This is a genomic window from Hymenobacter guriensis (genome assembly GCF_015773195.1).
GTDB classification, from domain to species: domain Bacteria; phylum Bacteroidota; class Bacteroidia; order Cytophagales; family Hymenobacteraceae; genus Hymenobacter; species Hymenobacter guriensis.
This window is the reverse complement of the sequence record NZ_JADWYK010000005.1, coordinates 91,275-106,738: the sequence shown is the minus strand read 5'-3', so window position 1 is coordinate 106,738 and position 15,464 is coordinate 91,275. Positions and strand designations below refer to the sequence as shown.

The 15,464-nt window shown below is 58.5% G+C and carries 14 protein-coding genes; 8 read left to right on the top strand and 6 right to left on the bottom strand.

Annotated features, from left to right (window positions below):
• Positions 1–70 precede the first annotated feature (70 nt).
• Entirely contained in the window at positions 71–1,987 is a 1,917-nt protein-coding gene (gene nagB / locus I5L79_RS10215) for a glucosamine-6-phosphate deaminase (protein ID WP_196954948.1), read from the bottom strand.
• A 602-nt stretch (positions 1,988–2,589) separates the two neighbouring features.
• On the opposite strand from nagB, the gene I5L79_RS10210 reads away from it, so the two are divergent.
• Positions 2,590–3,678: a substrate-binding domain-containing protein gene (locus I5L79_RS10210; RefSeq protein ID WP_196954947.1), complete on the top strand. Its 1,089-nt coding sequence runs from the start codon at positions 2,590–2,592 to the stop codon at positions 3,676–3,678.
• A 138-nt stretch (positions 3,679–3,816) separates the two neighbouring features.
• A complete protein-coding gene (locus I5L79_RS10205) occupies positions 3,817–5,115 on the top strand; it encodes a metal-dependent hydrolase family protein (RefSeq protein ID WP_196954946.1) in 1,299 nt (432 codons plus the stop codon).
• Between the two features lie 169 nt (positions 5,116–5,284).
• On the opposite strand, the gene I5L79_RS10200 is transcribed toward I5L79_RS10205, so the two are convergent.
• Positions 5,285–6,031 (bottom strand): glycosyltransferase family 2 protein, encoded by a 747-nt coding sequence (locus tag I5L79_RS10200; RefSeq protein ID WP_196954945.1) that lies wholly within the window; start codon positions 6,029–6,031, stop codon positions 5,285–5,287.
• Between the two features lie 104 nt (positions 6,032–6,135).
• On the opposite strand from I5L79_RS10200, the gene I5L79_RS10195 reads away from it, so the two are divergent.
• Positions 6,136–6,435, top strand: a complete 300-nt coding sequence (locus I5L79_RS10195) for a hypothetical protein (RefSeq protein WP_196954944.1) — start codon at positions 6,136–6,138, stop codon at positions 6,433–6,435.
• 72 nt (positions 6,436–6,507) lie between these two features.
• Positions 6,508–7,356, top strand: coding sequence for a DUF1571 domain-containing protein (locus I5L79_RS10190; protein WP_196954943.1), 849 nt, complete (start codon positions 6,508–6,510; stop codon positions 7,354–7,356).
• Between the two features lie 194 nt (positions 7,357–7,550).
• Here the strand turns inward: I5L79_RS10190 and I5L79_RS10185 are convergent, their stop codons facing one another.
• Complete coding sequence (locus I5L79_RS10185; protein ID WP_196954942.1) at positions 7,551–8,432, bottom strand: SDR family oxidoreductase; 882 nt, start codon at positions 8,430–8,432, stop codon at positions 7,551–7,553.
• A gap of 39 nt (positions 8,433–8,471) precedes the next feature.
• Complete coding sequence (locus tag I5L79_RS10180) at positions 8,472–8,867, bottom strand: hypothetical protein (protein ID WP_196954941.1); 396 nt, start codon at positions 8,865–8,867, stop codon at positions 8,472–8,474.
• Positions 8,868–8,967: 100 nt separating this feature from the next.
• On the opposite strand from I5L79_RS10180, the gene I5L79_RS10175 reads away from it, so the two are divergent.
• From I5L79_RS10175 to I5L79_RS10165, 3 genes are all read left to right on the top strand, one after another.
• On the top strand, positions 8,968–9,804 hold the full coding sequence (locus I5L79_RS10175) for an NAD(P)H-binding protein (protein WP_196954940.1): 837 nt from the start codon (positions 8,968–8,970) through the stop codon (positions 9,802–9,804).
• Between the two features lie 103 nt (positions 9,805–9,907).
• Positions 9,908–11,155 carry a BaiN/RdsA family NAD(P)/FAD-dependent oxidoreductase gene (locus tag I5L79_RS10170; protein WP_317191375.1) on the top strand — a complete coding sequence of 416 codons (1,248 nt, stop codon included), beginning with the start codon at positions 9,908–9,910 and terminating at the stop codon, positions 11,153–11,155.
• A gap of 300 nt (positions 11,156–11,455) precedes the next feature.
• Entirely contained in the window at positions 11,456–11,902 is a 447-nt protein-coding gene (locus I5L79_RS10165) for a ferritin-like domain-containing protein (protein WP_196954939.1), read from the top strand.
• 323 nt (positions 11,903–12,225) lie between these two features.
• Here the strand turns inward: I5L79_RS10165 and I5L79_RS10160 are convergent, their stop codons facing one another.
• Positions 12,226–14,190 carry a DEAD/DEAH box helicase gene (locus I5L79_RS10160; protein ID WP_196954938.1) on the bottom strand — a complete coding sequence of 655 codons (1,965 nt, stop codon included), beginning with the start codon at positions 14,188–14,190 and terminating at the stop codon, positions 12,226–12,228.
• 342 nt (positions 14,191–14,532) lie between these two features.
• Between I5L79_RS10160 and I5L79_RS10155 the strand changes: the two genes are divergently transcribed.
• Entirely contained in the window at positions 14,533–14,949 is a 417-nt protein-coding gene (locus I5L79_RS10155; protein ID WP_196954937.1) for an acyl-CoA thioesterase, read from the top strand.
• A gap of 6 nt (positions 14,950–14,955) precedes the next feature.
• Here the strand turns inward: I5L79_RS10155 and I5L79_RS10150 are convergent, their stop codons facing one another.
• Positions 14,956–15,336 (bottom strand): hypothetical protein, encoded by a 381-nt coding sequence (locus I5L79_RS10150; RefSeq protein WP_196954936.1) that lies wholly within the window; start codon positions 15,334–15,336, stop codon positions 14,956–14,958.
• Between the last annotated feature and the right edge of the window lie 128 nt (positions 15,337–15,464).

Sequence of the window (15,464 nt, the reverse complement as noted above, 5' to 3'; positions counted from 1 at the left end):
GTATTTTTATCGAATTTATTTTCAGCTTGTTACCAGCTGCGTGGCAAGCCTAAAAGCAGGCGCGGAAGGGTTAAAACCGGTACCGCACGAAGGCTTCCATGGCTTCGTACTCGGCCAGGCCCAATTGGTCGTAGAGTTGGGCGGTGGTGTGGTTGCGGTCCTCGGAGCGCTGCCAGAACTCACGCTTGTCGTTGCCGGGAAACACGGCGCTGTCTTTCTGCGACTGGTGCTTGAAGATGGCTTTGCGCTTGCGCATCAGCTCCTCCGGGCTGATGGGCACGGCCATTTCAATTTCCTCCACGTCCCACTCCTGCCAGGCGCCGCGGTACAGCCAGAGGTGGCAGTCGTCTACCCAGGCTTCCTGGCCTTTCAGGCGGGCCAGGGCCGCAAAAATGGCATCCAGGCACACGCGGTGCGTGCCGTGCGGGTCGCGCAGGTCGCCGGCCGCGAAAATCTGGTGGGGCTGAATTTCCTGCAGAATATCTACTACGGCCTGAATATCGGCCTCGCCCAGGGGCTTCTTTTTCACCTGGCCGGTTTCGTAGAAGGGCATATTCATGAAGTGCACGTTCTGCTCCTTCACGCCGCAAAACCGGCAGGCCGCCGCAGCTTCCCCCTTGCGAATCAGCGCCTTGATGTCCTGCACCAGCGGGCTGTCTTCTTCGCCCAGCTTTTTGTGTCGGAGAAACTCCACTACCTCCGCGTGTTCCCGCCGGGTTTCAGCCACGCCTACGTTCATCTTCTCGGCAAAGTCCAGCGCGAAATCGGCAAAGCGGCGGGCGTCGTCGTCGAACACGGCAATGTTGCCGGAGGTCTGGTAAGCCACGTGCACATCGTGCCCCTGGTCAACCAGGCGCAGCAGGGTGCCGCCCATCGAAATAACATCATCGTCGGGGTGCGGGCTGAAAATCAGGGCGCGCTTAATAGCTGGCAGGGCGCGCTCGGGCCGCTGGGTGTCATTGGAGTTGGGTTTGCCACCCGGCCAGCCCGTGATAGTGCGCTGGATTGTGTTGAACACGCGCAGGTTCAGGTTATAGGCGCTGCCGGCTTCCACGAGCAGGTCGCTCAGGCTCCCATCTTTGTAGTCTTCGTCGGTCAGCTTCAGGATGGGCTTGCGCATACGCAAGCTCAGCCAGATAACGGCCCGACGAATCAGGCTTTCATCCCAGGCGCACATGCCTACGAGCCAGGGCGTTTTCACGCGCGTCAGCTCCATAGCCGCCCACTGGTCTACCACTACCGCTACCTGCGGGTGCAGCTGCAGAAAGGAGGCCGGCACCTCGTCCGAAACCCGCCCCTCCACCATTTCCTTCAGGATTTTGGCCTTGCCCTCACCCCAGGCCAGCAAAATAATTTTGCGGGCCTTCATAATGGTGCCCACGCCCATGGTAAGGGCCCGCAGCGGTACAAATTCTTCTTTGATAAAGTCCTTGGCCGCATCTGTAATTGTCAGCGGGTCGAGCTTTACCAACCGGGTAATAGAGTTGATAGACGAGCCGGGCTCGTTGAAGCCGATGTGGCCGGTGCGACCGATACCCAGCAGCTGCATATCCAGCCCGCCGCACTCCTCAATCTGCTTTTCGTAGTGCTGGCAGTACTCCTTCACCTTATCAATAGGCAGCGTGCCATCCGGGATATGGACGTTTTCGGGCAGGATGTCGATATGATTGAACAGCTGCTCGTGCATGAAGTAGACGTAGCTCTGCAGCTCGTCGGGCTCCATGGGATAGTATTCGTCGAGGTTGAACGTCACGACGTTGCGGAAGCTCAGGCCCTCTTCGCGGTGCAGGCGAATCAGCTCCTGGTACACGCCGATGGGCGATGAGCCAGTGGCCAGTCCAAGCACGGCCCGCTCGCCCTGCAGCTGCTTGCCGCGAATGAGCTCCGCAATTTCGCGGGCCACGCGAACTGCTCCTTCGCCAGCAGCTTCAAAGATGGTTACGGGCAGTTTTTCGAAGGCGGTTTCGGGGTAATCCAGGACTTCCATAGCTGGCTTTTCGAGGTTGAAGGTTAACAGGGCCTTTGGAACGCAACAAGTAGGTACGCTTAACCAGAAACTAGAAATTTCACATATACAGTTGAGCTAAAGGCGTACTTTCTATAAGCGGGAGGGCATAATTCTTCCCGGTCACCCTGCTACGACTAGCCGAATTGGCCAGAACAGAGTTAATATGATTTTAACCAGTAAGATTAGTTGGATTGTCTCAAACGTAAACAAGATAAATCATCAATGCAAACGTTTTAAGAAAAAAATGTGTGCGCACACGCACCTAAATTTATCATGTGTTTGCGCACACGCATTATAAATACAATAACATACCGTAACTTGTCTTTACAAAGGAACAATATGATGAAATCATCATCACAAAATCCTTCGCTAGCACCGTGGGGAAGGCGAGGATCCGGATTTACTGCTCTGCAGCCGATTGCTAGGCCGGTTCTGCCGTATTGTAGCTAAGACACTTTCGTTTCCCCGGTCTTGGCGGGGATGCTTGCCCCGCGCGTCAACCTTCCGTTTCGCCAACGGTGCAGTACGGGTACACCCTACCTAGTATCTTTGAAAAGTTTAAGAACGAGTAAAGTTGGGTTATGAAGAAAAACGTGGTGCGCATCAAGGACATAGCTGCCAGAGCCAATGTCTCGGTGGGAACCGTAGACCGGGTCCTGCACAATCGGGGCCGGGTAGCGGAGGAAGTGCGGCAGAAAGTGCTGTTGATGATGGAGGAGCTGGAGTATGAGCCCAACCTGATTGCGCGCACCCTGGGATCCAACAATACGTACCAGCTGGCCGTGCTGCAGCCCGATCATACGCTGGATCCTTACTGGGACGCGCCCTGGAATGGCATCCGCAAGGCCGGCAAGGAGCTCAAGCAATACGGGCTGGATATCACGGTGTATCCCTATAGCCTCACTGAGGTCGACTCCTTTCGGGAGCAGGCAGAGGCCGCTACCGAGGCCCGGCCCGATGGAATCCTCATTGCCCCGCTGTTTTACCGCGAGTCGCTGACGTTTTTTACGCAGTGGCACGAGCAGGGCATTCCCTACGTGCTGTTCAACACCTACATTGCCGAGCTGCAGTCGCTCAGCTACATCGGCCAGGATTCTTACCAGAGCGGATTTCTGGCCGGCAAGCTGGCTCAGTTTGGGCAAACCCAACCGGGCACGTTTCTTATTGCCCACATTGCCGAGGACATTGCCAACTCCGTGCACATCACGCAGAAAGAGCGGGGGTTCCGGGACTACTTCGCGCAGCTGCCCCCGGAGCCGGACAGCCTGAATCATGAGCGGCCCAAAAACGCCTACAAGATTCTCAGCATCGACTTGCCCCAGCCGGCCGACCCCTCGTTTGCCCGGCAGCTGAACCGGTTGCTGGATGAGGAGCAAAGCCAGCTTAAAGGTATTTTCGTGAGTACGTCCAAGGCCTTTGAAATTGCCCCGTATCTGCAGGCCAACCAACGCGAAGACGTCCGCCTGATTGGGTATGACCTGCTGGAGAGGAACATTCACTTCCTCAACGAAGGCATCATCGATTTTCTCATCAACCAGAACCCCAAGGAACAGGGCTACCGGGGCGTGTACGCGCTGGCCGATCTGCTCATCTTCAAGAAAGACGTGAAGCCGGTGAAGTACCTGCCCCTCGATATTATTACCAAGGAAAACCTGCAGTACTACCTGTAGAGTTGCGCGGAAGTAAAGCCGGAATCCGGGGTTCAAATCTTTCCGCACAAACTGGCTGCGCTAAGGCAGATTTTCGGCAAGTTAAAAGTGCCGCTTCCTGAGGTTGGAAGCGGCACTTTTCGTTTTCTTCGTAGCTATATGCTTCTTCTGTTTCCTTGCCGCCCTTGGTTGCGCGCCCTGCTGTTGGTGCTGGCTGTGCTGATGGGCACCAGCCCCATTCTGGCCCAGTCCCCTACGCCTTCCCTCCTGCTGCTTCGCCCAGCAGCCGTCTTCGATGGTGAAACCCTGCACCCGGGTTGGGCCGTTCTGATTGAGCACGAACATATAAAAGCCGTAGGCCCGGCTGCCCAGATAACCGCTCCGGCTGGCGCCCGCACCCTGGAGCTGCCGGGCATGACGCTGCTGCCCGGCCTTATCGAAGGCCACGCCCATCTGCTGCTGCACTCCTACAACGAAACTTCCTGGAACGACCAGGTCCTGACCGAATCGGTGGCGCTGCGGGTGGCCCGTGCCACGGTGCACGCCCGCCGCACACTCGAAGCCGGTTTTACCACGGTACGGGACCTGGGCTCAGAGGGCGCCGGCTACGCCGATGTGGGCCTCAGGCAAGCCATCGACCAGGGCATCATTCCCGGCCCGCGCCTGCTCATTGCTACCCGGGCGCTGGTGGCCAGCGGCTCCTACGGCCCCAAGCTCAACCCTGATCTTGATCTGCCCCAGGGTGCGCAGGAAGCGGATGGCTCAGAGGGCCTTGTGCGGGCCGTGCGCGAGCAAATCGGTAAGGGAGCCGACCTTATAAAGGTGTATGCCGATTACCGCTGGGGCCAGAATGAACCCGCCCGACCCACCTTCTCGCAGGAGGAGCTTACCCTGGCTGTGCAGACGGCTCGTGCCGCTGGCCGCCCAGTGGTAGCCCATGCCAGCACGCCCGAAGGCATGCGCCGCGCTACCCTGGCCGGGGTGCAGACCATTGAGCACGGCGACGGCGGCACCCTCGAAATCTTCAAGCTGATGAAGCAGCGTGGCGTGGCGCTTTGCCCTACCGTAGCCGCTGGTGATGCCGTTTCCCGGTACCGGGGCTGGCAAAAAGGCCAGCAGCCCGAGCCGGAGCGCCTGCGGCTAAAGCGCCTGAGCATGCAAGCGGCGCTTCAAAGCGGCGTCACGCTGGCTTTTGGCGGCGACGTAGGCGTATTCGCGCACGGCGACAACGTGCGCGAAGCCGAGCTGCTGGTGCAGGAATACGGACTCACGCCGCTGGCCGTAGTGCGGGGCTTCACCAGCCAGAACGCCCAGGTTTTTCAGCTCCCCGACCGAGGCCGCATCCAGCCCGGCCTGCTGGCCGACCTCGTGGCCGTAACCGGCGACCCTACCCAGGACGTTTCGGCCCTGCGCCGGGTACAGCTGGTCGTAAAAGGCGGGAAAATAGTCAAGGAATGAACCACGGATTCCGGCGAATTAATCGGGTTTCGCAGATTTTGTAGTTGGCACAGTCTTCAGCCAGGCCCACGTACAAAACAAAAGGCCTCTTTTTCACGAGGCCTTTTGTTTTGTTTTAATCGTCCACAAAATCCGCGAAATCCGATAAATCAGCCGGAATCCGTGGTTTCTACGGCCGCTCAATGCCCAGCTCCTGCAGCTGCCCGGCGTACTTATCGTAAATCATCTGCAAGTCGGCGCCGTGCTTGGCGGCATCCACCCCGATGCTCACGTTGGCCCGGTGAAAGCGGTGTAGGTGGCTGATGTGGGGACAGATGACCGGTAGGTGCCCGGCCAGCAGAAAGCGCACGTACAGATCCAGGTCTTCGGCCATGCGCAGCTCCTCGTCGTAGCCGCCTACTTCATCAAACAGCTGGCGCGAGTAGCACACGTTGCCCTGAATGAAGTGCTCGGCCCGGAAAATAGCGCGCAGCATATCGGTAGGCGAATCAAACTGCCAGGCGTAGTAGTCTTCGGAGGGCAGGTAGCGCCGCGCCTCATCTACGCGCAGGAAATCGGCTACCAGCCAGGGGCGGCCGGGGTTGGCCTGAATCTGGGCGGCATAGTGGTAGATGGCGCGCTGCAGCAGCAGGTCGTCGTCGTCGAGGGGCACCAACCAGGTTTCAGGCGCGGTAGCCCGGATCAGCAGGTTGCGGGCCGGACCGGGCAGCAGCTTGGTGGCGCTGCTCTGGTAATTCAGGCGGTCCTGCGGATGAGCCGCCAGCCAGGCCTGGGTGCCGTCGGTGCAGGCATTTTCGCAGATGAGGTGGTCGAAGGTGATGTCGAGCGGAGCCGTGACGGTGGCCTGCACGCTGGCAACGGCTTCTGGCAGGAACTGCTCGCGGTTGTGCGTAGGAGTAATAACGGTAAAATGCATGGCTTCTCTTTCGCAAAAAGCTTAAAAAAGTTGCTACCTCTGCCGCTAGCGCCTAACCTTCCGTTTCTTTCCGGCGTTACCGGGCCATAGCAGTCCGCTTTTCTATGGCCAGATTCGTCGTAACCGTGCGCCTTCCCGAGTATTTCGATGAAGCGTTTATGGCACTCATTCCTGCTCACCGTTCCTTTGTCAACCAGCTGATGGAGGAAGGCGCCGTGGAAGTGTACGCCATCAGCGCCGACCGCTCCCGCGGCTGGATTACCATGAATGGTGCTTCTAGTGAGGCCGTGCGGCTGGTGGTGGAGCAGTTGCCACTGTACCGTTTTTTCCGGGGCGTGGAAATCGACGAATTGTTTTTATTTGACAGCACGGCCTCGCGCTTTCCGCGCATCAGCCTGAACTAACCGGCTACGCACGTACCTTAGTCCGGCCCGATTTATGCAAGCCCGCGCCGTCGTATGTTGCCTACCTTCTTTATGAGTTCTTCTTTGCTTCGATTTACGGCGGGTTTCGCCTTGCTAGGTATTGCGCTGGGCGCCGCCCCTGCCGAGAAAATGACGACTGCCGTGCTGGTTTCCCGGCTCAGCTACTCCATCGACCACCTCAAAACCCTGCGATGCACGGTGAAGGCCCAGGAGCGCATCGACGGGACGTATCAGCAGGCCCGCACCCAGATGAAAATAGCCTACAGCCCGTTGCGGCTGTATTTGCGCAACCAAAAAGGCGTGGAAGTGCTGTACGTGGCGGGTCAGAACGACAACGAGGCCTACGTGTACCCCAACAGCTTCCCCTACGTCACCGTCAGCCTCGACCCCAACGGCACGCTGATGCGCCGCAACCAGCACCACAGCGTATTCCAAGCCGGCTTTGGCACCATTGCTGATTTGCTCCACGGCTCAGCCCAGCGCACCGACCACAGCTTTGAGCGGAGCTTCCGCTACGCCGGCGACACCACCGTGGCCGGCCGTCCCGGCTACATCCTCCGCTCCGATTTTCCGCAGTTCCGCTACGTCACCTACAAGCCCACCAAGGCCGAAACCGTAGCCCAGATTGCTGACAAGTTTGGCTGCGGCGAATACCGTATTCTGGAGCGCAACAGCCTCTCGCACGGGGCCACCGTACCAGCTGGCAAGGCCGTGCAGGTACCCAACTCCTACGGCCGCCGCACCATTGTGTGCGTGGACCAAGCCACGTTCCTGCCCACCTTGGTGCAGGTCCACGACGACAAAGGCCTGTTCGAGAAGTTCGAGTTTTCGGACGTCGTCGCCAACCAGCCCATTGCCCCCGCCGAGTTCCAGAAAGGCTACAAAGGGTATAAGATCTAAACCACGGATTGGCTACGCCGAACTTCGTTTCGCGCGGATTCCACGGATTCCACGGATTTTGTGGTCGATTAAAAAGGGCTTGCCAGAAGGCAAGCCCTTTTTGCTTTTCAAGCCAGGCGGATTTGCGCCAGCTGCAAAATCCGTGGAATCCGTGGAATCCGTGCGAAACGAAGTTCGGCGTAGCCAATCCGTGGTTATCGGCGCATGGTTTTTTCGATATGGTCCCACATATCGGAAGTGAGAAGCTCGAGCTTATTGAATTCGCCGGCACCGTTCAGCCACTCGCCCCCGTCCAGGGTTACTACTTCGCCGTTCATGTAAGCGGCAAAGTCCGAGACCATGTAGGCGGCCAGGTTGGCCAGCTCCTGGTGGTTGCCCACCCGCTTGAGCGGCACGTTGGCAGCAGGGTCGAGCTTGGAAGCCAGCGGCTCGGGAAACAGCCGGCTCCAGGCGCCTTCCGTCGGGAACGGGCCGGGGGCAATAGCATTGGAGCGGATGCCGTACTTGGCCCACTCCACGGCCAAGGACCGCGTCATGGCCAGCACGCCGGCTTTGGCAGCGGCCGAGGGCACCACAAAGGCAGAGCCCACGGAGGCGTAGGTGGTAACAATGTTGAGAATGGTGCCGGGCTTTTTCTCCGCAATCCAGCGCTTACCGAAAGCCAACGTGCAGTTGTAGGAGCCTTTCAGCACAATGTCCACAATCACATCAAACGCCTTATGGCTGAGGCGCTCGGTAGGGCTGATGAAGTTGCCGGCGGCATTATTGAGCAGCACATCCACGCCCCCGAACTGGTCGATGGTACGCTGGAGCATGGCCTCCACTTCATCGTACTTGCGCACGTCGCACTGCACGGCTAGCACGTTGGCATTGCCGGTCTGCTCGCGTAGCTCGGCGGCCGTTTTTTCCAGCACATCCAGCTTGCGCGAGCTGATGGTGACATTGGCACCCAACTGCAGGAAGTAGGTGGTCATGGCGCGGCCGAGGCCGGTGCCGCCGCCGGTTACCACAATGGTTTTACCCTGCAGGGCGTTGTCGCGCAGCATGGGCTGGGCGTAGGGCTGAGTAGCAGACATAGGGTGAGAAGGTTGAAGTGGGAAATGTAATGTCGATGATTAAGGCTTTGGCCGGGGCTCAAGCAAACCCGTCAGGCGGGTAACAGTGCCTTCGGCTACAATCCGGCTGCCCTCACAGTAGTAAAAGCTGGTACCGGAGCGAATCCTGGACTGGTGAAAGGCCCGCGCAGACTCGGAGAATACGCTAACCCGTGCGTGCAGCCACGCATCCACCGGCAAGGGTATTTCCCGCCATGAGTCGCCCGTAATTGGGTCGTAGAAGTCGGGGTACAGCATCATATGCAGCACCCCCGAGGTAACCGGAGCGTAGCTGAAGTCCCAGCGGATACCATTGTAGGGTGGCAGTTGCCGCCCGCCTTCATCCGGCCGCAGCACCCGCACGCGGGCCTCAAAGTCGATGGGAAAGTCAGGGTAAAGGCGGTAGGGAGAAGCCATAGGTAGTATGCTTGCATACTTGTTAGGTGCAAGGTAATGGTTTGCCAATTCTCGGCGGCTTGCCTTGCCCCGGAAAGATTTATGAACACCTTTGCCCTTCATGACCGATTCTGTTTCTTCCGCTACCATTGCCGTGCTGGGCTGCGGCTGGCTGGGTCTCCCGCTCGCCCGGGCCCTAGTGGCCGCCGGCTACGCAGTGTGTGGCTCCACTACCTCACCCGACAAGCTATCCACGCTGGCGGCGGCGGGCATTCAACCTACCCTCCTGCGCCTCACACCCGAGCTTTCCGCCGACGACCCGGCTCTTACCGCGCTGCTTCGCGGTGCCAAAACGCTGGTCCTGAACGTACCTCCGCGAGCTAGTTCTGGCATTCCTTATTTAGACTTGTTGCGGCCCCTAGCTGCGGCCGTGCAGCAGTATGGAGTGCGCCAGGTGCTATTCGTGAGTTCTACCGGTGTATATCCTGATATAAACCAGCCACAGACGGAAGCGGCTGCGCTGGCTACGGCCGATGCGGCTTCTCCCCTGCTTCAGGCAGAATATCTGTTTATGCAACTGCCCGGCATACGCACTACCGTAGTTCGGATGGCGGGCCTGATTGGTCCGGGCCGCGCGCCGGGCCGCTTTTTGGCAGGGCGCCAGGCGGTGGCCCAGGGCAGCGCGCCCGTCAACCTCATTCACCTCACCGACTGCGTAGGCGCATTGCTGTCCATTCTGCAGCAGCAGCTTTGGGACTACACCCTGAACGCTAGCGCCGCTCAGCACCCGTTGCGGCGCGAGTTTTACCCGGCCGCCGCACGTTCTTTGGGTCTGGAGCCACCTACGTTTCTGCCCGAAGAAGCCGGTGGCAAAACTATCGACAGCACTCAACTGCGGCAGCTCACGGGCTACTCCTTTCAGCACGACGACCTGCTGGCGGCTCTACCCTTTTGCTGAGCTGCCCGCGTTCAGTTGCCCGTTTCCAGTTGCCCAGCTGATAGATGAACTCGCCCGGCAACTGTCAACAGGTAACTGAACCCGCGCGGCGTATCTTTGCGGCGTGAATGATTTTTCTTCGACGGTGGCGGTGCTGGGTGGGGGCGCGGCGGGCTTTTTCGGGGCTATTGCCTGCGCCGAGGCCAATCCTAGCCTGACCGTTTACCTGCTCGAAAAAACGGGCAAGCTGCTGAGCAAAGTGCGCATTTCGGGAGGCGGCCGCTGCAACGTGACGCACGCCGCCGACACGCCCGCCCAGCTCGTGCAGCACTACCCACGCGGGGCTCGGCAGCTGAAGGAGCCGTTCAAGCAATTCGGGGCCGTAGATACGGTGCGCTGGTTTGAGCGGCGGGGCGTACGCCTCAAGACGGAAGCCGACGGCCGCATGTTCCCGACTACCGATTCGTCGGAAACTATTGCGCAGTGTTTGCTGGAGGCCGCCCGCAAAGCCGGCGTGCAGGTTCTCACGCACACGGCGGCCGAGCAGATTGCGCCGCTGCCCGAAGGTGGTTTCCAACTTATGCTTTCCAACCCGCAGTTACCCGAGCTGCAGGTAGCACGGCTCCTGATAGCCACCGGCGGTGCCCCAAAAAGCGCGCAGTACGACTGGCTGCGGCAGTTGGGGCACACCATTCAGGAGCCCGTGCCTAGCTTGTTCACCTTCAACGTACCCGACTCGCCCCTGCGGGAACTGCCGGGCGTGAGCGTGCCTCGCGCCCGGGTGCGCATTGCGGGCGAAAAGCTGGAATATGAAGGCCCGGTACTGGTCACGCACTGGGGCGTTAGCGGCCCCGCGGTGCTCAAGCTCTCAGCCTGGGGCGCCCGCCGCCTCCACGACCTCAAATACCAAAGCACGGCCCTCATCAACTGGATTCCGGATTTTACGGAAGAAACTCTACGCCAGCATCTGCAGGACTACCGGAACCTGCACGGCAAGAAAACGGTATTGACCAATCCGCTTTTTGGGCTGCCCCAGCGGCTGTGGCGTACCCTGGCGGAGCAGGCCGGCATTGGCGCAGATACGCGCTGGAACGAGCTACCTGCCAAGCTGCAGAACCGGCTCATCGAAAGCCTGTTGCGCACTTCACTCCCCATGCAAGGCAAAACCACCTACAAAGAGGAGTTTGTGACCTGCGGAGGTATCACCCTTAGCGAGGTGAACATGCAAACCATGGAAAGCCGCGTGGTGCCAGGCCTGCACTTCGCCGGCGAAGTGCTGGATATCGACGGCATCACCGGGGGCTTCAACTTCCAGGCCGCCTGGACGACCGGCTACCTGGCTGGCCGGGCTATGGGTGAGCGGGTGAAATAGGGAGATAGTGCGTTTACGAGGTGGATAAACACTGGCATGGCGAGCAACGCGAAGCCATCCGTCCTGTACAGCACCAGACTCGTTCTTCTACCACACAGTTCCTGAGGTCAGTACTAGCATCAGGGGTTTCACATGTCAGGGCTTTTTGCGTTACTCAGCCCGGATTGCTTCGCGTTGCTCGCAATGGTAACTCACTATCTCCCTATTTCACCAGCTCACCGCTCGCGCAACCCTGCGTAAGTTTTGGCAGTAAAGGAAGCTATAGTTTCTCTTTCCCACATCCAAAACTATTCTCAGATCATGGAAGCCAAAGTCACCCAAGCCCTCGTAAACGAACTGATTGAAACCCTGAAAGATGGGCAGAAAGGCTACGCCGAAGCTATGACCGACGTAGAAGATACCCAGCTGAAGGAAACCTTCAAAAAATACGCCGCGCAACGCTCCGAATTCATCACCGAGTTGGAAGACCAGATGTTCAAGCTCAACCTGAAGCCCGACGAAGAATCTTCGGTGACGGGTACAGTACACCGCGCCTGGATCAACCTAAAAGGGGCCCTCACCAGCAAAGACAACAAGAGCATTCTGAACGAGTGTGAGCGGGGCGAAGACTACGCCAAAGCGGCCTACAATAAAGCCGCCGAAGCCCAGGACCTGCCTGCCGACCTGAAATCGGTTATTCAGAAGCAGGCCAGCGGTATCCGCGAAGCCCACGACACTATCAAGGCACTGCGCGACTCGGCTAAGTAAGAACCACGGATTCGCCCGGATTTTTCGGATTCCACGGATTTTGTGGAAAACACATTCGGTAAACAAAAAGGCCTCGCATAGTGCGCGGCCTTTTTGTTTCTTGCTTACGCCCTTTCACTATCATCCTGGGCGTAGAGCCTTACCGTATCCTGTTCTCTGCTTAACAAGTTGTTGTAACGTAATCAGGTCCTTCGCGGCGCTCAGGTTGACATGTGCAACAAAACAAAAAAGCCTCGCAGTGTGCGAGGCTTTTTTGTTTAGAAGAATCGTCCACGAAATTCGTGGAATTCGAAAAATCCGGGCGAATCCGTGGTTCCGTCGTTCTACTCGTCGAAGTTGTTGTCTTCGCGCTTGCCTTTATAACCACCACTGTAGCTGCCGCCTCCGCGGTTGCCACCATAGGAGCTACCACCCTCCCGACGGTCACCGCCGTAAGAGCTGCCGCTGCGGTTGCCGCTATAAGAGCCACCTCCACGGTTGCCGCCAAAGGAGCTGCCGCCTTCGCGACGCTCACCGTAGGAGCCACCTCCGCGGTTGCCGCCGTAGCTTCCGCCTCCGCGGTTGCCACCGAAGCCGCCTTCACGACGCTCGCCACCGCCAAAGCCACCCGGGCCCCGACGAGGACGCTCACCGCCACCGAAGCCGCCGCGGTTGCCACCTTCCTGCTGCGCATCACCTTCCTGGCGGGGCGTAGCAATGTTGAAGGCTACCGGCCGGCCCTGAATGGTGCTACGGCCCAGCTGGCTGATAATTTCCTCTACGAATTCATTGGGCACTTCCACGAAGCTGAACTTGTCGTAGAGGGCAATGTCACCGACTTTACCGGCCGTGAGGCTGGTGTTTTCGGCAATCAGGTCCACGATGTCGCGGGGATGCAGGCGGTCTTTCTTGCCCATCGTGACGAAGAGGCGCGTGAAGCCTGGGCGGGCAGCACCCTGGGTGCGGCTGGCGTCGAGGCTCTCCTGGGCGCGCTTGTCTTCCTTCATCGTCATTTTCAGCAGGGCAGCAGCTACGTCCAAGGACGTAACACCGTCTTCCTGGTCCTGATCGATGAGGCGCTGCACGCGGGCTATGTATTTGTCCAGGTTACCCTTTTCAATTACCTCCTTGATGGAGTTGAGCATGAGCGTGGTTTTCACCTCCGACACATCTTCGAAGCTGGGCACGCGCTCCTGCTTGATGGTGGCCTTGGTGAAGCGCATGATGTCGCGCAACTTGTAGATGTCGCGGCCGCTCACGAAGGTGAAGGCCTTGCCGGTTTTGCCGGCGCGGCCCGTGCGGCCGATGCGGTGCACGTAGTATTCCTCGTCGGCGGGCAGGTCGTAGTTTACGACTACTTCCACGTTCTCCACGTCGATGCCGCGGGCGGCTACGTCGGTGGCTACGAGAATTTCCAGGGTGCCTTTGCGGAATTTGTCGAGGGTGTTCTGGCGCTGCTGCTGGCCCATGTCGCCGTGCAGCCCTTCGGCGAAGTAGCCTTTGGCTTGCAGGTCGCCCACAATCTCATCCACCATGCGCTTGGTGTTGGCGAAGACGATGCCCGACTTGATGTTATACATGTCGATGAGGCGCGTTAGCACGTCTTTCTTCTGGGGACCACGCACCTCGAAGTAGCTCTGCTCGATGTTGGTCACCGTCATTTCCTGATGGTTGACCTTCACGATCTGCGGATCCTTCTGGTAGCGCTTGGTCATCTCCATGATCGGCTTGCTCATGGTAGCCGAGAAGAACACCGTCTGGCGCTGCTCGGGCATTTTCTTGAGCACCGTCTCGATGTCGTCGCGGAATCCCATGTCGAGCATTTCGTCGGCTTCGTCGAGGATGATCATCTTACAGGCATCCAGCTTGAGGGTACCCCGCTCGATGTGGTCCATCACGCGGCCGGGCGTACCAATCACGATCTGCACACCGCGCTCCAGGGCGCGGAACTGCCGGTCGTAGGAGCTACCGCCGTAAATCGGCACTACGGCCAGGCCACGCTTGTATTTGCCCAGCTTCTGAATTTCGCCGGAAACCTGCACGGCCAGCTCGCGGGTGGGGCAGAGCACAATGGCCTGCACCTCGCGGGAGTCGGTGTCGACCAGCTCGATGGCGGGGATGGAGAAAGCGGCGGTTTTGCCGGTGCCCGTCTGGGCCTGCCCGATGACGTCGCGGCCCTGCAGCATCACGGGAATGGCGGCCTCCTGAATGGGGGAAGCTTCTTCGTACCCAACTTCAGCAATGGCGCGCTGCATTTCTTCAGAGAGGGTCAGCTCGCTGAATTTCATTTTTACCTTTTCTTGTTCCATGTCGGTGATAATGGAGTGGAGACTATAGCTCTGAAAACAGCGGATTCAGCGACGCTCTTCTCCCACTCTACACAACGACAAGTGACGGAAGCAACGGACGGAAGACAAAGCCGGCCCAACAGGTTTTTACGAGGCAGCTCACAAGCTGCGCGGAACGTGGCCGTTCTCAAATGCGGCTGCAAAGGTACGGATTATTTATGGCAATGGCTATCTAAGCCTGTATTTAATCTGGTTAGTTGTTGATTCCCTGAATATTGCACCGCTGGATGCAACCAACCACCTGAAGGATTGGCTACAGAGCCTAACGAAACCTGTTAGCTTTGGTCGCTCATCCTACTGCCTATGACTACCGCTCCCGAACCTTTCCGCTTTACGCACTTTATCACGGTACAGCCCGAGGATATCGACGCGCTGAACCACGCCAACAACGTGCGCTACGTGCAGTGGGTGCAGGACACGGCCGGGGCGCACTGGCTGACTGCTACGCCCGCCGAGGAGCAGCCCAACTACGTGTGGGTGGTGCGTGAACATCATATCCGCTACCTCGCCCCCGCCCTGCTCGGCGACGAGCTGCGCTGCACCACCTGGGTCTCAAAAATGGAAGGCGTGACCTCGCAACGGCACGTGCGCATTGAGCGGGCTGCGGATGGCAAGCTGCTCTGCGAGGCCGAAACCCAGTGGGTGCTCCTGGACCCGAAGACCATGCGGCCCATGCGCATCATGCCGGAGGTGGCGGCGCGGGTGTGGGAAGCGGTTTAGTATCAGTTAGTCCCGCAGGTTGAGATAGAAAAGTGCGCGAAAGGCTTTTGTTAGTAGCATATAACCAAGAATTGTGCAGGCATACCACAGGAAATCAGCTAACAGCAAAGTTTGACGTGAGGCATATTCTAAGTCATCAGGTGTATAATCACCAGTCAATATATTAAGTCCATATAGCAGTATATCGCCAAATATCATCCCGGTAAAAAAGGCAAAGGGTGCTAACACTATCGGTAGAACAAGCTTCTCAGCCAACGTAATGTGCTTAGCCTGACCCGGCAGCAAATAGCAGGCGAGGACAACCCCTGTAACTAAAATGTACTTGTTGTTCTCTTCCATCCCGCCCTTCTCAAACTGCGAATCCAGGGTGCAGGCTAACAGAAGCATGAATAGAAGAATCAGTAAGTAATTCCAATGCGGCTTGGCCGTGTGAATATAGCGTAGCATGAGGTGGAAGTAGCTTTTATCGTTTCAATTAACGCAATCCTGCGACCTTTACCAAGCCGCCCACCCGA